Below are 20,067 nucleotides of genomic sequence, written 5' to 3'. Positions count from 1 at the left end.
CATAATCCGCGCTTGGGGTTTTTATATATAACTTGGGGAATCATGAACCGATTGCGCTACGGCCATTTGGTCGGCTCGACTATTTTTTCTGCCACTTTGGCGCTGAGCATTCCTGCCTACGCGCAGGACGCAAGCGACGCCGAAGACTCTGTGTCTCTGAGCACCATCTCGGTCACCGGGTCGAGAATCAAAAAAACAGACACGGAAGGGGCTAAGCCTGTCCTGACCTTCTCCGCAGAAGAGTTGGCCGAGTCTGGTATCACCTCTATCGGCGATATTCTTCAACGACTCCCAGTAACGGGCTCTTCGCTGAATACCCGCTTCAACTCCAGCGGCAACTTCGGCTTCCCTGCCGACGGTGGCGGCGTTGGTGCCGGTTCCACAACGGTGAGCCTGCGCCATCTTGGGGCCCAGCGGGTATTGGTGTTGGTGGATGGCCAACGCTGGATCAACGAAACCTCGGCTTCTGGCGTGTCCGCCGCGGTTGATTTGAACACCATTCCCTTCTCAGCCATCGAGAGCGTGGAAATTCTGACCGATGGCGCCTCAGCACTTTATGGTGCGGACGCCATTGCTGGCGTGGTGAACATCGTTACGCGCAAGTCCCAGAACAATACTGTGACGGCTACCCTCTACGCTGGCGACCAAGCCACAGGGGATGGCCAAACCACCACCTTGGGTATCTCCCTGGGAAACAGCACCAAGCGCATGCGCTGGTTTGCTGATTTGAATTTCTTTGATCAAAACGCCATCTCATCGGCCGCCTACGGCCCTGCCTCGGTACCCGTGCCGGGAACCGGTGTGGCGTTTGGTAGCTCGGCGACGCCAACGACGCGCAGCATCTTTTTTAATCAGCCAGGTAGCGACAACGAAAATGGCTTATGTCCATTAACCGACACAGACGGCGACGGACAAGGCGACCGTGCTCTGTGTGACATCACTGCTCTGGGAACAGCTACAGGCCCGGACTTTGTGCAGGAGTTTCCAGAAGGGTTCAAGCCTTTCACCAACGACGATCGCTTCAACTTCTCGCCCTTTAACCTGCTGCTTACTCCGCAAAAGCGCAGCAACCTCTTTACTCAGGCGGCCTTCGATATCAGCCCCGATATCACGGCCAACGTGAAATTAGTCGCCCATAGTCGGGAGTCGCAAAACCGTGCTGCACCAGAACCCATCTTCCTGGGCCCTGGTTTCGGAAGTGGTGGCTTGGCCGACACGGTAAGCGTTGACGAAAGCAATCCCTTCAACCCCTTCGGCTTCACTCTGGACGCCAACGACAATCTCATCCTGATTGGTCGTCGCCCCATCGAAGGCGGCCCTCGCATTTTCACCCAGAAAGTCAGCATGCTCTACGCCTCGGCTGGCTTAGAAGGTGCCTTCGACATGCTCGATCAGGCCTTCTTCTGGGATGTGAACCTGATTCGCTCCCGTGCCAGCGCCACCCAAACGGCTCAAGGCACTTACAACATTGCCAACATCGCCCAGGCAGTTGGGCCTGTTGATAATTGCACCGACCCCTGCGTCCCGCTCAACCTCTTCGGTGGCCCCGGAACCATCACTCCAGCCATGCTGGACTACATCGGCTTTACCGAAGTGGCACGCAGTGAACAGTCCCTGGATTCTGTGACGGCTAACCTTTCCGGTGGCCTGTTCTATCTGCCAGCCGGCAATCTTCAGTTTGCCGCCGGCTTGGAATACCGCGATTTGGCCGGTAGCTACAGCCCAGACCCAGTCGTTGTGCGCGGTGAGGGCAATGGTGTTCCCTCACTGCCAACCTCCGGCGGTTATGACGTTGCAGAAGCCTACTTGGAGCTAGCAATTCCCCTGCTTCGGGACCTGCCCGGCGCTCAGTCCCTAGATCTGAGTCTGGCCACGCGGTATTCCGATTACTCCACTTTCGGCTCCACCACCGCCGACAAGGTCGGCCTGCGTTGGCAGGCCAGCAGTGACATTTTGTTGCGCGCCACCTATGCCGAAGGCTTCCGAGCCCCGTCCGTGGGCGAGCTCTTCGGCAGCCCATCGCGCTTCGATGCCACCTTGGATGACCCCTGCTCGCAGCCAACCGACCCTGCCATCCAGCAGAACTGTGCTGACCAAGGAGTGCCTGCGAACTACGAACAGGCCAACCCGCAGATCAGCGTGCGCACCGGCGGCAATGAGAACTTGGAGCCAGAGACATCCGACAGCCTGACTTATGGCTTGGTATACAGCCCAGGCTGGGCCGAATCGCTTCCCTTCACGCAGCGTTTCGACATTGAGCTGACCTATTACGAGATCGAAGTCGATGGCGCTATTCAAGCCCTGGATGCCCAAACCCAATTGGATCGCTGCGCCGAGACCAATGACCCGACATTCTGTAGCGGCATTCAGCGCAACAGCACCGGGGCCATCGCTGGTTTCGATAACACTCTGCGCAACCTTGGTGAACTGGAGACCTCAGGTTACGACCTCACCCTCTCCTGGATTGCGCCAGCAACAACCTTTGGCCAGTTCAGCATGGATTGGCTCACCACAAAAACGGAAAGCTTTACGGCACGGTCTAAAGCCACAGGGCTTCCTGAACCACGCGGCGTAGGTGTTGAAGTCAATGACTCCGGCATCCCGGAATACCGCTCTACCCTGAGAATGAACTGGGGCAAGGATGACTACGCCGCCAGTTACTCGCTGCGTTACCTCTCCGCCCTTACCGAAGAGTGTGGCGATGTCGCTGCATTTGAGGTCTGTGGGAACCAAGACGCCGGCACCAACCGCCTAGACCCCCGCGTTTACCATGACGTGCGCCTGACCTGGGCGCCGCAGGAATATGGTGATGTGCAGTTTTCGGTGGGGATTAACAACCTGCTGGACGAAGACCCACCCATTTGCGTGAGCTGTTCTTTGAACGGCTATGACGCTTCGCTCTATGACCTCCCCGGTCAGTTCGGATACCTGGAGCTGATCTGGAAGTACTAACTTTTTCCGATAGTGTGCGGGGTGGTGTAAGCCACCCCGTCGCGCTAAGGTGAAACCAGTGTTGGTGTTCCTGAGAACCTCACCAACCTTTTCGTGAACCACCCTGTTCCAAGCTGCCACCGAACTCCCCTTTTACAAGTTGTCGGTGCGGCGCTTGGCTACAGGCTAGGAGAACTTGCAATGCGCAAACCCTTGATCTTCGCCGCATCGGCGTTGCTGGCCCCCGCTGTAGCGCTCGCTGCGGTCAGCCACTCCGCTCCGGCTTTCAAATACCACGGTTTCCAGGGCGAAGGCCCCGGATACGTCCCCCACTTCGATGAACGCGGGCCCGACCTGCAGCCTAGCGCCCGTCAGCTCCAACTGGCTGATGCTCTGGGCGCCACGGTGCGTTTTGGACCTAATGGCACCCCTAAGGTGGTGAGCAAGCTCAATGGCTTCCTCAGCGGGGCCATTTCCGGTGATGCCGACAGCGCTGCCCGCACCTGGTTGAAATCCAATGCCGAACTCTTCGGCCTGAATGCAGCGGCCATCGATAGCATGGAAACCCTCCGGGTCTCCCCTTTGTATGAGTCGCCAGACTTCAAGCGCATTGCGCAGAACCTGGAGCCGCTGGACAAAAACCCGCCGCACGTAGTGCTGCTGCGCCAAACGGCGGAAGGGCTGCCCTTTGCCGGTCGCGAAGGCTTGGTGACCGTCGCGATGGACCCGCAAAACCGGGTGGCTTTCGTGGGCTCTAGCCTGGCCAAAGATCTGCGCGTAACCAACAGCCGCAGCCTCAGTGACATCGCAGCACTGCGTACCGGTGCCGAAAACGTCGCGATGAAACTGGGTCAGTTGGAGCTGCTGCCGGATGCGCTGGGCGACTTCATTACCTTTGGCAGTTCACTGCTCAGCGATGTGCAGCGCGTGCGCCCCCGCATCCTGCCCACCGCCGAAGGCTTGCGCCATGTCTGGGAGGTCACCCTGCTGGACTCCGCACACACCGATGATCGCGGCCATCCTCAAGCCTTCATCCTGCATGTGGATGCTTTAAACGGGAAGGTCTGGACCCGTGACAATGCCGTGCAACACTATGTGGGCAACCCAGCCTGGAAGGTGTTCCCGAACGTGCCCAACGATGTTCGCAACCCCAACCAGGTTCCTGGTGAAGACACCCGTGAGCTGTACTGCTGGAACGTCGCCGAGGGTGAAGAAGACCCCATCGAAGACAGCGAAGGCTTGAGCCCCGAGGACTGCGAAGGCTTCGAGCTACGGGAGTTCTTGAATCGTGCCCCCTGGGATGAGACCCACCTGGGCGTGCCTACCTTCACCACCCATGGCAACAACGCTAGCACCGCTGTTTCTCAAGCCAACTTTATCGCCCCAGATACCGTGGTCCAACGTCCTGTTTCACCGACACGGACTTACGATTTCGAGTGGACCAATGCGTGGTTTGACTCCGCCTGTGACCCACTGAGCTTCGTAGACCCCACCCGCAATTTGGCCGACTTTGAAGCCGCGACAGCAAACCTCTTCGCCATGCACAACATCGTGCATGATTGGAGCTACTTGCTGGGCTTTACCGAAGTCAATTCCAACCTGCAGGTGCATAACTTCGGCAATACCGCGATTACTCGCGCCAATGACCCCGAAATCGGTCAATCCCAAGCTGGTCGACTCACGGTGAACGGTCGTGACAATGCCAACCAGCTCACCTTGCAGGATGGTATTCCGGGCATTACCAACCAATACCTATGGCAGTCCCTGCCTGGCGCCATTTACACGCCTTGTGTGGATGGGGCCTATGACATGGCCATCATCATTCACGAATATACCCATGCCATCTCCAACCGCATGACGGGTGGCCCGGATGGCCCACTGGGTGGCGGCCAAGGCGGCAACATGGGCGAGGCCTGGTCAGACCTCACAGCTATTGAGTACTTGCAAGCTTTTGATCTGACTCCAATCTCCAACGAAAGCCCCTTCGCTATGTCCGTGTATGTCACGGGCGACCCCGAAGCCGGCATTCGCAACTACGCCATTGATAAGAGCCCGCTGAACTTCACCAGCTTCCAATACGACCCGAATGGCCTCGGCAGCCCGCATGCGGACTCCGAGATCTGGGGTGCAGTGAACTATGAAGTACGCCAAGCCCTCATCGACAAGTTCCAGGACCAGTTCCCCTTCGAAGACAAAAAAGTTCAGAAGGAATGTGGCATGGGCGTTCGTAGCTCGCATGCCTGCCCGGGTAACCGCCGCTGGGTGCAGATGCTGTTTGACGGTCTAGTCATTCAGCCCGCCAACCCCGGCATGCTGGATGCCCGTGATGCCATGCTGGCCTCGGACATGATCCGCTACGGCGGTGAAAACCAGTTCGAGATGTGGGATGCCTTTGCCCGCCGCGGCATGGGTGAGAACGCTTTTTCAGCCGGCACCGGCGATGTAGACCCACGTGGGGACTTCAGTTCACCGCTACGTGACGATGAGGCGAAAATTACCTTTGCCACTGAAGCCAACGATGGAACCAGCCCCATCGCTACGATTTACGTCGGCCGCTACGAAGCTCGTATTACCCCCATTGGGGATACCGACCCCAACGGCGGCTTCGCAGGTTTCCACGACTTTGTGCCTGGCACCTATGAGTTCTTCGTGCAGGCTGACGGCTACGGCCTCACCCGCTTCACCGAAACCTTTGCTGCCGGTGAGGAACGCAGCTTGACCTTCAATCTGCGTAAGAACGTCGCTTCGGTGCACCAGGGTGCGGTGGCTTCCGGTGTTGCGGATACGCCGGAGGACCTGGTGGAGTTGATTGACGACACCGAGTCCACCAACTGGCAATCCACCGACGCCGCATTGGCCGAGGGCAAATCTGAAGGGGCCTTTGTGGAAGGTCGTGCCGTGACTGTGGCATTGGCCGAGCGCACGCTGGTCACCGACATCAATGTATCGGCTTTCTTGACCCCCGAAGGTCAGAACCGCTTCACTGCCCTGCGCAGCTTCGACATCGCAGCCTGTGACGCCGCCAAGGCGGATTGCAGCTCCGACGCCGGTTTCGAGGTGGTATATCAGAGCCCGGACGAAGCCTTCCATGCCCCCTTCCTGCGTCCCAAGGCGCCCAAGTTGCAGTTGAAGAACTTCAATATCCCGGACACCGAAGCGACGCATATGCGCATCATCACGCGCGATAGCCAGTGCACGGGTGAGCCCAACTATCAGCGTGAAGCCAACCCTTCGGGCGATCCGCTCAACGATGCCGACTGCGACACCGGCTCCAACCTGCAACTGCAGGCGCTGGCGACCTTCGCAGCAAGCAATCGTCCGAACGAAGTCCGGATCTCGGAGTTCCAGGTCTTTGGTTTGCCACTGACAGGGGCCGAGAGCCGTGATGCGGCCACCGAAGTACCGTCGCGTGGTCTGAACCTGCGCGGCGGCAGCCTGAACTGGCTGCTGCTGAGCCTGCTGGTACTGCCTCTGGCGCTGCGCCGCAAGCGCTGGATCTAAGTCTCAAGAGATGGGGCGACTCTATGGAGTCGCCCTGCTCCGGTTGGGGCTGATGCCAGCCGAAGTGGACATAAAAATACCCGCGCCATTGGCGCGGGTTTTCTTTTGGGCGACTGCTTATCAATCAGCAGCTACTTAGTCCCGTTCATCGATGGGAACAAAGCCGCGGTTTTCAGGGCCGGTGTAATTCGCACTGGGGCGAATAATCTTGCCATCCATACGCTGCTCGATAATGTGCGCGCTCCAACCCGAGGCCCGCGCAATCACAAACAGGGGCGTGAACATGGCCGTGGGTACACCCATCATGTGGTAGCTGACCGCACTGAACCAATCCAGGTTAGGGAACATCTTCTTAATGTCCCACATTACCGACTCCAAACGCTCGGCAATCTGGAACATCTTCATGTTCTTTTGCTCGGCGCTGAGCTGCTCGGCCACCTTCTTGATGACTTTGTTACGCGGATCCGAGATGGTGTAAACCGGATGACCAAAGCCGATGATGACTTCCTTGCGCCCCACCCGCTCGCGGATATCGGCTTCGGCTTCATCGGCATTGTCGTAGCGCTTCTGGATATCGAAAGCCACTTCATTGGCGCCGCCGTGCTTAGGTCCACGCAAGGCGCCAATGCCGCCGCAAATCGCTGAGTACATATCCGAGCCAGTGCCGGCGATGACCCGCGAAGTGAAGGTGGAGGCATTGAACTCATGCTCGGCGTAGAGAATGAGGCTGGTGTGCATGGCCCGTTCCCAACTCTCGCTGGGAGCTTCACCATGCAACAGGTGCAGGAAATGTCCGCCAATGGAGTCGTCGTCGGTTTCCACCTCAATCCGCCGGCCGTTCTGGCTGTAGTGATACCAATACAACAGCATGGAACCTAACGAGGCCATCAGCCGATCCGCGATATCTTTGGCTTCGGCGTGGTTATGATCTTCCCGCTCGGGCAACACCGTGCCCAGCACCGACACACCGGTGCGCATCACATCCATAGGATGGGCATTGGCCGGGGTCGCCTCCAACGCGGCTTTCACAGCAGCTGGCAGACCCCGCAAGCGTTTGAGCTTGGCCTTGTAGCTGCGCAGCTCTGCCGCCGTAGGTAGCTTGCCGTGCACCAGCAGGTGAGCAATTTCTTCAAACTCGCAGGTTTCGGCTAAGTCCAAAATATCGTAGCCGCGGTAATGCAGGTCATTGCCGCTCTTACCCACGGTGCATAACGCTGTATTACCAGCTGCAACGCCCGACAGCGCAACGGATTTCTTGGGCTTGAAGCCTGGTTGTGTCTCACTCATTGTCTAAACATCCCTGTAGGGTTTGGTTGTGCCTTCGCCAGCGGCCCCATGCTCGGTCCACCCCTGTGCGACGCTTATTGAGTATTCGCCATCCCCGCATCGATAACTGACACAAGGTACGATACCCCATGTTGTGCGCAGGGCTCAGGCCTTACTCAGCCTTGACCGCGGAAAATGGCGTCTAGCTTTTGCTCGTAGTCATGGTAGCCAATCGCCTCATAAAGCTCAGCGCGCGTTTGCATTTGGTCCACCACATTCTTTTGCGTGCCATCACGTCGAATCGCTTGATACACCGTGTCGGCCGCCTTATTCATGGCACGGAAAGCCGATAAGGGATACAACACCAGGCCCACCCCATGCGCACCCAACTCTTCGGTGGTGTACAGAGGCGTAGCGCCAAACTCCGTAATGTTGGCCAAAACAGGGACGCCCACAGCCTCGGCGAACTGCTTGTACATACCTAGTTCAGTCATGGCCTCGGGAAAAATCATGTCGGCCCCCGCGGCGACGCAGGCCTGAGCGCGTTCGATGGCGGAGTCCAAGCCTTCTACAGCCAAGGCATCGGTTCTAGCCATAATCACAAAATCGTCATCGGTGCGTGCGTCGACAGCCGCCTTGATTCGATCCACCATCTCCTGCTGACCCACAATTTCCTTGTTTGGACGATGACCGCAGCGCTTGGCGCCGACTTGATCTTCAATGTGCATCGCCCCTGCGCCTGCCTTAATCAGGCTCTTCACAGTACGCGCAACGTTGAACGCGCTGGGCCCAAAGCCGGTATCCACATCTACCAGCAAGGGTAGATCACATACATCGGTAATTCGGCGCACATCAATCAGCACATCTTCCAGACCGCTAATGCCTAAATCCGGCAAGCCCAAGGATCCTGCAGCAACTCCGCCACCTGATAGATATATGGCCCCAAAACCGGCGCGCTGCGCGAGCAATGCATGGTTTGCGTTAATCGCACCCACGACCTGTAAGGGCTGTTCGCGCTGCATCGCCTGGCGAAAACGCGCGCCCGCCGAAATCCTTGTCGACATCTGTATCTTCCTCGCAATAGTCCTAAAGGGCTGAGCCGGTTTGCATCTGCACCCCTGCCTGCCCGAGTATCTACGAGCCTATGCCAGCCCCGAGTCCTCCCGTGCGACATATTCTCGTCTTCATTAGCCTGCTGAGTGTAAGCGCTTGCGCCGCTCCGGGTTGGTTTCGCACCCATGCCGTAGGTCTACAAAAAGGCCAATTGCAACCCTGCCCCAAAGCTCCGCGCTGCCTCAGCAGCGACATGGCCAAGACCAGCGCGCGCCATCACCAGGGTTTCGGAGTGGCTAAGACCATGAGCAACACCGAGTGGCAAGCCATCGTCGAGAGTGTTGCGCAGATGGAGCGCACCGCTGTGGTTACCACCAGTAGCCATTACTTGCATGCTGTCATCAGCAGCCCTTGGGGTTGGTATGAAGACGACCTGGAGCTGCACTGGCGCCCCCAGGATGCGCATATCGCCATACGCTCCTCAGGGCGCATAGGCTGGTACGACTTCAAAGTGAATCAAAAGCGCGTCACTAAACTTCGCGAGCGGCTCCTTGCCCGCGGGCTGATCAAGCCCTAGCCACCAAGGCGGCTGAGGTATCCACAAGGCGTTTTTAATCGGCCGGTAGCGGCGGGTTTGGAGAGGCCCCATCGCCAGAGGTCGCAAAAGTTAGGCCTGGGTCAAAAAATCGTTAACAATGGGCGCTGCCTGAACCTTTGCCCTCTGCACACGGTCGCAGTCCCATTATGCGTACACCTTTTGCCCGAACATTTGTCGTTGCTGCCGCCATGAGCCTCAGCCCTGCGGCTTTAGCCTGTGAGCCCTTACAGCCTCAGGCCCACGAATACTTGGTTCAGCGTGGAGACACCAAGTTGGGCACCGGCCAAATCCGCTTGAAGCCTGGGCAAGCTGCAGGCTGCTACGTGCTTGAGCAGGTCGCCACCCCCTATTTCTTTTTGCGCTGGCTCAGCGGGCCTGCCACTCAAAGTAGTGAGTTCTGCCAACTACCCGACGGCACCTTGCGCAGCTACAGCTACCACCAGTACCGCACCGGGGTTGGGGCCGAAGATGAGAACTATGACTTGGTCTTTGATTGGGCCGAAGGCGTGGTTCAAGGCGCAGCCCAAGCAAACATCGCCCTGCAACCAGAGCTCAGCGATGCTTTGCTGCTGCAGCTGCGGGTACGGCGGTGGCTGTGTGGCCAGCCCCCCGAAGCTGATCTACAGACCTTGGCACCCTTGGAATTGAGCTTCGTCGATGACGACGGTCTGGATCAATACACCTTTGCGGTCATGGATACCGAAACCGTCGAAGTGCCGGCCGGGCGTATTGAAGCCTTGAGGGTAGAAAGAATCGACGCGGAAGATCGCTTTTCGCGCTTCTGGCTAGACCCCAGTCAGTCTTATGCCGTGGTGCGCGCTGAACAGCAAAAGCGGGATGACCCTCCGGTGCGGCTGAGCTTACGCAAGGTACTGCAGTAGGTAATCCAACGCGCAGTCATTTGGCATAGTCTTAGCGACCGCTCGCCAAGCCCAGAGACCCTACATGTCCTTGCCGCCAGGCTATTCACGGCTGCTGCAGCTAGCATGGCCGATCATGCTCGCCAATGCGGCCACGCCCACCTTGGGGCTGGTCGATACGGCGGTCATGGGCCATAAGGGCAGTGCTGCCGCCCTAGCGGCGCTGGCCTTAGGGGCCTTGAGCTTTAACTTTCTGTACTGGGGTTTTGGTTTTCTGCGCATGGGCACCACAGGCCGGGTTGCGCTCATGCTTGGGCGCGGTCAGCATGGCGAAGTGCTGCTCAGCGGCGCTAGAGCCATGATGCTCGGATTTGTGGCCGGCATAGTGCTTGTGCTCGCCCAAAAGCCCCTGGCCGCCGCACTGGGCTGGGCCTTAAGTGCTTCGGTGCAGACCGAGGCCTATGCCTTGGACTACGTGAGTATCCGCCTCAATGGCGCCCCCGCTGCCCTGGCGACCTTCGCTTTGATGGGCTGGTTAATTGGGCTGGGCCGCACCCGCGAAGTGCTGGGGGTACAACTCCTGCTCAATGTGGTCAATGTGCTGCTCGACCTCTACTGGGGCTGGTGTCAAGACTACGGCTTGGCTGGCATTGCCTGGGGCACGGTTGTCGCAGAGTGGTCTGGTCTCACCTGGGCCCTGTGGCGATGCTATCGCATAGCCTCAGCGCAAGGATTGCGAGCACCCACTACCGATCAAGATCTGCATTTTTGGCATGGCGAAGCCTGGCTGGCCCTGTTACAGACCAATATTCATCTGCTGCTGCGCACCTTCGCCATGCTGGCTTGTTTTGGCTATTTCTTGAATATGGCCGCCATTCAGGGAACGGTCGCTCTGGCCGCCACCCATGTGCTACTACAATTTGTGACCTTGAGCGCCTATGTCCTGGATGGCTATGCCCACGCGGCAGAACCCTTGGTGGGCCAGGCTATGGGCGCCAAGCAGGGCAAAAAGCTAAGCCAGATCATTCGCCAATCCTGGCTGCTCACGCAGCTCTCCGCAATTGCTATGGCCATGTTTGTGATGATGAGCAGCGAGGCCTTGCTGAGCTTGCTCACCGACTTGGACGAGGTGCAAAGCTTTGCTCTGCAGCATCAGCATTGGGCGGCTCTTTACATCGCCCTCTCCGCAACAGCCTTTCAACTCGATGGAGTGTTCATAGGCGCCTCGAAAACTGCGGCCATGCGCAATAGCGCTCTGCTCTCCGCGCTGGTCTTTGTGCTACTCAGCCGCTATGCCGCACACAACTACAGCGGGCTTTGGATGTGTTTTGTGGTCTACGTCTGCAGCCGCGGACTGACCTTGGCCTGGGCACTGCCCAAACTCAAAGCCGCGATTCCAACAACGGCGCCCGCGCAGCATTCCTAAACGCCACACATGCTAACGCTGCCACAGGTTTAGGCGTGCGCGCCCACTGAGAGTTCAGCAACCAAAGCACGGGCGCCGCGCCGCCAGATGGCACTGGCGCACAGACCCACCAGAACCGCAAAGCTCAGCCAATGCCACCAGTTCAGGTGGTCCATCCCAATTTCTGCGGGTTCCACTGCCAGCCCAGGCACGCTGTTCAACAACACTCCGGCGACCAGAGCGAGTCCAGCGGTCATTAAGCCAAAACGAAGGGCGGCTGCACTACCGTGTAGTTGCCTCAGCACCCCAAAAGTGGCCGGATTGGTGGCTGGCCCCGTGATCAGAAAGGCCAAGGCCGCGCCTGGCGATACCCCGCTGAGCAACATCATGGCCACAATGGGTGTGGAGCCCGTGGCGCAGACGTAGACCGGCATCCCAAGCAGCGCAAAGGCTGCAACCTCCAGCAAGCTGGGGAGCTGCCATTGCGGGACCAGTTGCAACAAGGGAGCGGCGACGGCTGCTATGACGAGGCCCACCACCAACCAAGGCATGGTGGAGTCGAAGAGCTCTGTGTAGCCAAAACGCAGCCCGCGTTTAAAGCCTTGCATAGACCAACTGGCTTCGGCGGCATCGTCTAGTGGGTCGGAGTGGCAATGCCCGCAGGAGTGGGGTTTGGGCGCATCAATCACCGGCATCATCCGCCCCAGAATCCAGCCCACACACCAGGCAATGAAGCCAGCCGCAACCAACCTCGCCAGGGTCATCTCCCAACCCAATAAGGGCCAGGACACAATGAGTGCATCCAAACCCAATTCCGGTGTGGCAATCAAAAAGGCCAGACCTGCCGAGGGGGGAACACCACGCTGCATCAGACTGCGATACAGAGGAACCACGCCACAGGAACATACCGGCAAGGGTAAGCCCACGGCCATGCCGTTCACACTCTGCCGCGCCGGGCCTCCGCGCCCAATCCAGGCCAAGGAACGCACCGGCACCATACCGCCTAGCAGGCCGGCCAGGGTGTACCCAAGCAACAAAGCCGGCGCGGCAACCAAGGTCAGCTCTAGCGTGGTTTGAAAGACGCTCTGTACGGCCGCGGATGGGGGCCAAACCAAACCAAAGGCAGCGCTGAGGAAGGCCAAACCCAGCAAGTTCCCAAGCCCTTCGGCGCGGGGTTCTACGGGCTCGGCTTGGGCCTGAGCACTGATATGCAGCCGGTTGAACACCACATGGAGCACCGAGCCAGCTACCACGGCCTCCAGCACGGCTAACTCCGGCACGCCCTCGGCAAAACCATGACCCAACAGATAGCCGACGCTGGTAGCAACAACCATAGCTAGGAGCACTACTGAGGCCCCTGTGGTTCCCCACACGGGACGCAGCAGCCACCATACGGCCATGCCCACCGGCAAACGATGGAGCAGCACAGCCACCACCAAACTATTGTTGTTAGTCGCCTCCAGGGCAGCGCCATCCACTAAGGTGTGCACCAGTACGCCCACCAAGGCAATGCCCATGACCGTAATATGCGTGCGCTTGGCCGCTCTGCGAAAGCGCGCTTCCAGCCAAGTCGGGCCCCACAGCCCTACAGCTACCAGGAGCAAACCCAACACGCCCAGATCGCTGAGCACATGGGGCAGTATGTCGATGGCCACCAACCCGCCTATGCTGACAAAGATGAAGCCGTCCAGGGTATTGCGAACTCCGGCACGCCCCTCCAAGGGCGCCACAATCAAGGGCCCCAGCAGCAAGGCTCCAATCGCCGTTAGCAACACAGTCATCAAGCGATCTCCCAGGAAAAGCTTTGTACTGGAGCCAAGCTAGGCTCCTGATCTAGCAGGGCGTAAAGCCGGTCCAGTCCCAACGCCACACCGGCGCAATCGGGCAGACCGTGCTTCAAGGCCGCCAGCAAACGAGCGTCCGCCTCGACTTTGGTGGCGCCGGCCTCCTCGCGCTGGCGTTCTTCGTCCTGCCAACGCTGGGCTTGTTCGGAGGCGTCAGTCAGCTCCCAGAAACCATTTGCCAGCTCCACCCCTTGCCAGTACAGCTCGAAGCGCCGTGCATAGCGCGGATCTTGATCATCCAAACGGGCCAAGGCGGCTTGGGTGGCCGGATAGCGGCTGACGAACTGTAGGCCGTCATGACCGAGTTTTGGCCCCACCACCACGCCCATGACAAAGTCGAGCAAAGCATCCCGATCCAAGGCGCTGACTTCATACAGACCATGGCTGGAGCAGAACCGACCCAATTCGGCCAAAGAGACCAACAAGGGGTCCTCGCCCAGCGCCGCCGCCACTAGCTCGCTGTAAGAACGGACGGTGTGCTCTACGGGGCCACCAAGCTCGGCCACCAACTCCGCCACATCCTGCATCAACTGCGTATCGTCAAAGCCGCAGCGATACCATTCCAGCATGCAAAACTCTGGGCTGTGCCAACGCCCGACAGGGTCATCGCGAAACACGCTCCCCAGTCGATAAATGGACCCTGAGCCCGCCGCCAGCAGACGCTTCATATGATGTTCAGGCGAAGGCTGCAACCAGTAGCGATGCCCTGCGTGCCGCGTGGCCAAGCTAGGAACCTGAGGGTCTGGAGCGGTGGTGGCCGACAGTACCGGCGTATCCACCTCCATGACGCCCTGCCGGTGAAAGCGCTCGCGCAGCAGACGATGGCGCATGGCGCGGCGCTGCAAGGCTTGGGCATCAGCAGAGGGCCGCCAAGAAATATCCACTATGTTGGCTCCTGCCCATGGGCAGTCAAAGCTAGAACGCAAACACAAGCCTCAAGGACGTTAGCGCCGTCTAGGACCCTGGTTTTTAGGCCCGAGAGACGTATTCGCCGCTGCGGGTGTCAATCTTGAGCTTGTCGCCAATGTCGATGAACAGGGGTACACGCACCACCGTTCCGGTTTCCAAGGTGGCTGGCTTGCCACCGCCGCCGGAGGTATCACCGCGCACGCCGGGGTCCGTTTCGGTGACTTCTAACTCCACAAAATTCGGCGGTTCAACGGTCAATGGCGAGCCGTTGTAAAGCATGATCGTGCACATATCCTGCTCACGGATCCACTTCTTAGCCTCTACCATGGCGTTTTCGTCCGCTTGATACTGCTCGAAGGTGTTGGGCTCCATGAAGGTCCAAAACTCACCGTCGTAGTAGAGGTACTGCAGATCAATTTCCATGACATCTGCCGCTTCGACGGAATCACCCGATTTAAAGGTCTTCTCAACAACGCGACCGCTTTTGAGGTTGCGCACCTTGACCCTGGAGAAAGCCTGTCCCTTACCAGGCTTGACCATCTCGTGCTCGACAATGCTGTAGGGTTCGCCGTCGAGCAGGATCTTCAGCCCGCCTTTAAATTGATTCGTGGAATAACTACTCATGATGACTCCGGCCGCGGCAGCAGCCTCTGATAATCGAACGAGGCCCGACATTGTACCTACCCCAGAGCCACTATCGGATTGGCAGGCGGAATTTCGTCGCTCCCTGCGTAGTTCAAAGGCTCTACGCGAGGCATGTGGACTGCCAACTCAGTCCATTCCGTCCATTGATTTTCCGGTGCTAGCGCCTTGGCCTTACATCAGTCGTATGCGCTGGGGAGATGCTCAAGACCCTCTATTACTGCAAGTCCTTAGCCAGGCTGCGGAAACGGTAGCGGCTACAGGCTTTGGCAAGGATCCGGTCGGGGAAACCCAGGCCACCCCCGTGCCCGGCCTCATCCACAAATACGCCGGACGAGCGCTGATTATCGCCACCCAAGCCTGCGCGGTTCACTGTCGCTACTGCTTTAGACGCGAATTTCCCTACTCTGAGCATGCTCAGGGTCGCTTACAGCCCGCCCTGGACCACTTGCAAGAGCGGCCTGACATCCAAGAGATCATCCTAAGTGGGGGCGATCCGCTCATGCTCGATGATGAGCGGCTGAACCAGCTGATCACTGCCTTAGAACAAATTCCGCACCTACGCACTTTAAGGCTGCACACTCGCCTGCCCATCGTGATTCCGCAGCGCGTCACTCCCAGCTTGGTGAATCGATTGCAACGCAGTCGGCTACAAGTCATTAGCATCGTCCACAGTAATCATCCCGCTGAGTTAGACGCCACGGTAGACGCTGCCCTGAGCGAACTGCGCCGAGTTGGCCCAGTTTTGAACCAAGCGGTTCTGCTTGCTGGGGTCAATGACGCCGTAGATACTCTGGCCCAGCTCTCCCACGCCCTCTTTCGCAGCGGCACTCTCCCCTATTACCTGCATGTGCTCGATAAGGTTGAAGGGGCTGCGCATTTTGACCTGCCAGAACAACAGGCCATGACCTTGCATGCGCAGCTACAGGAGCAGCTTCCCGGCTATTTGCTGCCACGCCTGGTGCGGGAAATACCCGGCCGCGCGCACAAAACCATTCTGCGCTGAACACCGCTTTGCGCAGATAACGCTAAAGCTAGAACGCTCGCACCATGCACCCGTAGCGCCCCTCTCATGCGCCAGACATAGCCTGTGCTCCGGGCCTGCGCGCAATGCAGCAAGGATGGAATGCGACAATTGCTATGCTTGGGTGCTTGAGGTGTGAGTACAGATGACCGGTATTCTCGGTGAGCTGTAGCGAAGAGGACTCTGAAAGAACCTATGAACAAGCCCTTGGCTACTCATTTACAGGGCGAGTGCCTGCTATTAGCAGACACCGTTGCTGACGCTAGTTCGCTGGAGGCATCGCTACGGCAGCGTGGTCATAGTGTCCGCGTCGTCGTGGCGCCCGGCCCGGAAACACTGGTGTCGATGTTGCAGGAGACACCCTCGGCACTGGGAATCATTATCGACAGCCATCACCCGGGAGTGCGTCTACGCGAGCTACTGCGCGACTTACGCCAACAACAAGGCAGCCTACCCATATTGGTGTGGGCAGATACTTTTGATGCCACCCAGCTGCGGGAAGCCCTTGAGATGGGTGCTCAAGGCCTCCTCAGCCGAGCTGATCAGGCCTTGAGTGCATTAATCATGGAGCGCGAGTGGCAGATCAGCACGCAGCTGCGCCAATTGAGTCAACTTCGCGACAGGTTGGGCGAACAATCGCGTAAGGATGCCGCAGCGATGGAAGACCAAGCTCAACCCATCGTGATCGTGCAGGAAGGCATCATCGTGCATTGCAATTTGGCCGCAGCCCAGCAACTGGGCCAAGGGGACCGGGAAGCGCTTATTGCCATGCCCGTCTTAGATTGCATTGCCAGTACATCCTCGGGCCCCCTGCGGGACGCCATGCGAGCCCTACGCAAAGACCCCAACACCAGCATCGACACTCCCATCGCCTGGCTAACCGATAGTCCAGATGCCAAGGCCTTACCGATGCGCCTCAGCGGCGTAGAGCACGACGATGAGCCCGCCATAGAAATTCGTGGTTTAAGCGTGCAGGAAGCGAGCAATGTTGGCGAGCAGCGGCGTCGGCTCCATCAATGGATCGCGCATCACAGCATTGATAGCAGCCATCCTTTAGTCCTCATCAACATGGGCCTGGACAACCCCAGCGAACTGGAAGAACACCTGGGACTGCTGGGCTTGGATGAGATTCGCTCACAGTTTCTAGACCTGCTTTCGGCGCACCCCTTACCCGGCATGCAAATGGCTCCGCTCGACGGCGCCTGCGTGGCGATTGCCGCAGAGGTCAGCTCGTTAGAGGCCGCGCAGGAGTGGGTACAGGCCCGCCAACGGCAAATCGGACGTCACGACTTCGACCATGGCGATAAGAGTGTGGCGGCGACCGCCAGTGCCACTGTGCAGGCCTTGCCACCACCGCCACGAGATCCGGATTCGCTACTCAACCAAGGCCAACAGACCCTGGCAGACCTGCGCCAACGGGGCGTGAATCAAGCTTTGGAAACCATCGGCGACCATGCCGAACAAGTGCGTCGCCGTGAGGAACAGCGGCGCTGGGCAGCCATGGTGCGAGAAGCCATGAGCGACGATCGCTTCGACCTGGCTTTTCAGAACATCGCCTGCCTCAGTGATAACCCTCGCGAGCATGTGGATGTTTTGCTGCGCCTTCGGGATACCCAAGGCGAAGTCATTCCCGCGCGCAAGTTCATGCCTGCCGCACAGGCGGAAGGCATGATGCCCTCCATCGATCGCTGGGTGGTCAGCCATGCCCTCAAGCGCCTGGAGGAAGCGCCGCGCGTGTTCTTTGTGCGCTTGGACGCGGCGACTCTGACTCAGTACACCGATTTTCTGCAGTGGTTGAAGCCTCATTGGGAAGGCGCCCAGGTGGAGCCACAATCCTTGGTCATCGTCTTACGGGAGCGCATGCTGCAAACGCAGATGCGCCAAGGCCGTGCGTTGCTGGAGCAGTTGCGCGAGATGGGCATCGCCACTGCCCTGGACCATTTCGGGATCAGTACCCAGTCGCACGAAATCCTCAAACGCGTGCCCATCGACTTCGTCAAACTGCATGCCGACTTCACCCAGACCATCGTCGATAGCCAATCCAATCTGGGCTCCTTTAGCAAGATTTTGGAAGTTGCGCGCCAGCAGAACATTGCCACCATTGCAGAGCGGGTCACCAGTGCCAACGCCATGGCAAGGCTCTGGCAATTGGGGGTGAACTACATCATGGGCAGCCATGTGCATGAGCCGGAAATTGAACTAGCTCCCCGGCAACGCTTCAGCTTGGGGTGATGCGGGCAACGGCTGCGTATCGGCGCGCAACACCACCTGGATTTGAAGCCGCTCACGCCCCCGCCAACGATTCAGGCCAACCCTCACCACCAAGCCAACCTCTTCGTCTCTGTGTACTGGCCAGGCGGATTGCGCATCAGTCCGCGCTTGGAACCACACAGCCTCGAGTCTTGCGCCGCTAGCACTTTGCAAATGGAGTCTGGCATGCCGACCATCACCCATGGCTTGCAGCTCAGACACCTGCGCCTTGAGCCAAAACTGCGGGAGTGGAAAGTCGCGTCCCCAAGGGTCTAGGTTTTCCAAATCCCGCGCCAGTTGCTCATTGCATTCACCCAGGTCCACGCAGGCATCCACCCAGCAAACCGGACTCAGGTCACGCTCCCCCAAGGCCTGTGCGCACTGCTGTTCAAAGCTCACACTGAAGGCATCGAAACTCTCTGCAACTAGACTCACGCCGGCGGCTCCGGCATGCCCTCCGAAACGCTGCATTAGGCCGGGATGGGCATCATCGACCGCCTGCAGAACCTGCCGCAGATGCAAGCCTGGAATGCTGCGCAGCGAGCCACTCAGTTGCCCGGCACTATCTGGCCGCGGGGCAAACAAGGCCACCGGGCGACCATAACGCTCTACCAAGCGACTCGCAGTAATGCCATGGACGCCGCTATGACCCTGCTCTAGGTGCAGGCAAATGGATGCGCCCAGCGATTCCTGCGTCAGCTGAGCTTCTGCTTGCTGGCGGATATCTGCCTCAATGGCCTTACGCGCGGCATTCTCGCTGAGTAAGCACTCCCAGGCCCGTTGAGCCTCAGACCGACTTTTGGACACCAGAAAATCAAAACCGGGTTCGGCCCAATCCAGCCGCCCTGCCGCTGCAACCGCAGGAGCTAACTTAAAGGCAATATCCTGAGAGTCCACATAGCCGTCCTGAGCCTCCATAAACACTGCCCAACATGGCCGTTGCGCTTGGCGAATTCGGCGCAGGCCAGCTTGCACCAAAATGCGATTCACTTGGGCGCTATCAGGACGCAGACTGACGCAGTCGGCAATGGTGGCTACCGCTACGTAATCCAGTAGCCCGGTCACTTTGGGCCAACTCTTCTCCGGCTCGGCTTTTGCCAGCGCTTGACGCAAGCGGGCCATGACCAAAAAAGCCACGGCAGCTCCGCAGATGGTGGGATCGTAATGGGAGTCGTGGCGTGCCGGATTCACACAGGCTAACGCGGAAGCTGGCGGACCCTCCTCCGGCACCAGGTGATGGTCCGTTACGATCACGTCGATACCCGCTTGCCGTAGCTGAGCCAAGCGAGGCTCATCGCTGCTGCCCTTATCAGCAGTGATTACCAAATCAGGCTGAAGCTCAAGAATGCGTCCCACCAGAGGAGCGGTTACGCCATAGCCTTCACGTAGCCTGTGGCTACTCAGCACATGAAGGTGTGGGGCGGGATGGCCAAAAAGCTCAACCAGGGCCGTCCACAGCACCGCCGCGCTGGCCTGCCCATCCATATCGTGGTCAACAGCCAGCACGATAACTTGTTGCTGCTGCACCGCCTGCTGCAAGCGAGCCACAGCAGTCTGCATGTCAGGAATGGCATCGGGATTGGGTAGCTGCGCCAACTTGCCCGCCCACAGGCAATCGTCTTCAACCACCTGCGTCAATCTCACTGACAGCAGCTGAGCCAAGTGCGGCGACAGACCACGCTGCAACAGCGTTTGCTCCACAGCCGCGTTCGCAGGGCGCAACACCACACTAGGGTCTGGAGCCGTGCTCATGGCCGCGTTCATAAGAATGACTCCTGTGCCCC

13 protein-coding genes are annotated in these 20,067 nt (G+C 58.8%); 7 read left to right on the top strand and 6 right to left on the bottom strand.

The genetic code is table 11. The features are described 5' to 3' along the window. The first annotated feature begins 42 nt into the window (after positions 1-42). Positions 43-2,952, top strand: a complete 2,910-nt coding sequence (locus KI787_01375) for a TonB-dependent receptor (protein MBV6628581.1) — start codon at positions 43-45, stop codon at positions 2,950-2,952. 180 nt (positions 2,953-3,132) lie between these two features. After that, on the top strand, positions 3,133-6,432 hold the full coding sequence (locus tag KI787_01370) for a M36 family metallopeptidase (GenBank protein MBV6628580.1): 3,300 nt from the start codon (positions 3,133-3,135) through the stop codon (positions 6,430-6,432). A gap of 135 nt (positions 6,433-6,567) precedes the next feature. On the opposite strand, the gene prpC is transcribed toward KI787_01370, so the two are convergent. Beyond that, positions 6,568-7,719 carry a 2-methylcitrate synthase gene (gene prpC / locus KI787_01365; protein ID MBV6628579.1) on the bottom strand — a complete coding sequence of 384 codons (1,152 nt, stop codon included), beginning with the start codon at positions 7,717-7,719 and terminating at the stop codon, positions 6,568-6,570. Positions 7,720-7,874: 155 nt separating this feature from the next. Continuing rightward, on the bottom strand, positions 7,875-8,762 hold the full coding sequence (prpB, locus tag KI787_01360) for a methylisocitrate lyase (protein ID MBV6628578.1): 888 nt from the start codon (positions 8,760-8,762) through the stop codon (positions 7,875-7,877). Positions 8,763-8,863: 101 nt separating this feature from the next. Here prpB and KI787_01355 point away from each other — a divergent pair, with 101 nt between their 5' ends. The 3 genes from KI787_01355 (at position 8,864) to KI787_01345 (ending at position 11,635) form a co-directional block, all read left to right on the top strand. Further along, positions 8,864-9,328, top strand: coding sequence for a DUF1499 domain-containing protein (locus KI787_01355; GenBank protein MBV6628577.1), 465 nt, complete (start codon positions 8,864-8,866; stop codon positions 9,326-9,328). A 167-nt stretch (positions 9,329-9,495) separates the two neighbouring features. After that, complete coding sequence (locus tag KI787_01350) at positions 9,496-10,230, top strand: DUF3108 domain-containing protein (protein MBV6628576.1); 735 nt, start codon at positions 9,496-9,498, stop codon at positions 10,228-10,230. A gap of 64 nt (positions 10,231-10,294) precedes the next feature. Then, positions 10,295-11,635, top strand: coding sequence for an MATE family efflux transporter (locus tag KI787_01345; GenBank protein MBV6628575.1), 1,341 nt, complete (start codon positions 10,295-10,297; stop codon positions 11,633-11,635). 29 nt (positions 11,636-11,664) lie between these two features. Here the strand turns inward: KI787_01345 and KI787_01340 are convergent, their stop codons facing one another. The 3 genes from KI787_01340 to efp all read right to left on the bottom strand — a co-directional run bounded on the left by KI787_01340 (position 11,665) and on the right by efp (position 14,991). After that, on the bottom strand, positions 11,665-13,395 hold the full coding sequence (locus KI787_01340; GenBank protein MBV6628574.1) for a permease: 1,731 nt from the start codon (positions 13,393-13,395) through the stop codon (positions 11,665-11,667). Beyond that, positions 13,395-14,342: an EF-P lysine aminoacylase GenX gene (gene genX, locus KI787_01335; protein MBV6628573.1), complete on the bottom strand. Its 948-nt coding sequence runs from the start codon at positions 14,340-14,342 to the stop codon at positions 13,395-13,397. The genes KI787_01340 and genX overlap by 1 nt, the downstream gene beginning before the upstream one ends. Positions 14,343-14,427: 85 nt before the next feature. Next, positions 14,428-14,991 carry an elongation factor P gene (efp, locus tag KI787_01330; protein ID MBV6628572.1) on the bottom strand — a complete coding sequence of 188 codons (564 nt, stop codon included), beginning with the start codon at positions 14,989-14,991 and terminating at the stop codon, positions 14,428-14,430. Position 14,992: 1 nt separating this feature from the next. Here efp and epmB point away from each other — a divergent pair, with 1 nt between their 5' ends. Then, positions 14,993-16,015, top strand: coding sequence for an EF-P beta-lysylation protein EpmB (gene epmB, locus KI787_01325; GenBank protein MBV6628571.1), 1,023 nt, complete (start codon positions 14,993-14,995; stop codon positions 16,013-16,015). A 213-nt stretch (positions 16,016-16,228) separates the two neighbouring features. Continuing rightward, positions 16,229-18,265, top strand: coding sequence for an EAL domain-containing protein (locus KI787_01320; GenBank protein ID MBV6628570.1), 2,037 nt, complete (start codon positions 16,229-16,231; stop codon positions 18,263-18,265). Here KI787_01320 and KI787_01315 read toward each other — a convergent pair. After that, positions 18,233-20,047 carry a hypothetical protein gene (locus KI787_01315; GenBank protein MBV6628569.1) on the bottom strand — a complete coding sequence of 605 codons (1,815 nt, stop codon included), beginning with the start codon at positions 20,045-20,047 and terminating at the stop codon, positions 18,233-18,235. The genes KI787_01320 and KI787_01315 overlap by 33 nt on opposite strands. Positions 20,048-20,067 lie beyond the last annotated feature (20 nt).

It is taken from the genome of Oceanococcus sp. HetDA_MAG_MS8 (genome assembly GCA_019192445.1).
Taxonomy (GTDB): Bacteria; Pseudomonadota; Gammaproteobacteria; order Nevskiales; family Oceanococcaceae; genus MS8.
Note: the sequence above shows the minus strand (reverse complement) of the source record. Positions and strands in the feature narration are given on the sequence as shown.

What these genes read in the sequence shown, in the direction of transcription:
- KI787_01375 (MBV6628581.1), top strand. Translation starts at nt 43, where the DNA reads ATGAACCGATTGCGCTACGGCCATTTGGTCGGCTCGACTATTTTTTCT.
- KI787_01370 (MBV6628580.1), top strand. Translation starts at nt 3,133, where the DNA reads ATGCGCAAACCCTTGATCTTCGCCGCATCGGCGTTGCTGGCCCCCGCT.
- prpC (MBV6628579.1), bottom strand. Translation starts at nt 7,719, where the DNA reads ATGAGTGAGACACAACCAGGCTTCAAGCCCAAGAAATCCGTTGCGCTG.
- prpB (MBV6628578.1), bottom strand. Translation starts at nt 8,762, where the DNA reads ATGTCGACAAGGATTTCGGCGGGCGCGCGTTTTCGCCAGGCGATGCAG.
- KI787_01350 (MBV6628576.1), top strand. Translation starts at nt 9,496, where the DNA reads ATGCGTACACCTTTTGCCCGAACATTTGTCGTTGCTGCCGCCATGAGC.
- KI787_01345 (MBV6628575.1), top strand. Translation starts at nt 10,295, where the DNA reads ATGTCCTTGCCGCCAGGCTATTCACGGCTGCTGCAGCTAGCATGGCCG.
- KI787_01340 (MBV6628574.1), bottom strand. Translation starts at nt 13,395, where the DNA reads ATGACTGTGTTGCTAACGGCGATTGGAGCCTTGCTGCTGGGGCCCTTG.
- efp (MBV6628572.1), bottom strand. Translation starts at nt 14,991, where the DNA reads ATGAGTAGTTATTCCACGAATCAATTTAAAGGCGGGCTGAAGATCCTG.
- epmB (MBV6628571.1), top strand. Translation starts at nt 14,993, where the DNA reads ATGACTCCGGCCGCGGCAGCAGCCTCTGATAATCGAACGAGGCCCGAC.
- KI787_01320 (MBV6628570.1), top strand. Translation starts at nt 16,229, where the DNA reads ATGAACAAGCCCTTGGCTACTCATTTACAGGGCGAGTGCCTGCTATTA.
- KI787_01315 (MBV6628569.1), bottom strand. Translation starts at nt 20,047, where the DNA reads ATGAACGCGGCCATGAGCACGGCTCCAGACCCTAGTGTGGTGTTGCGC.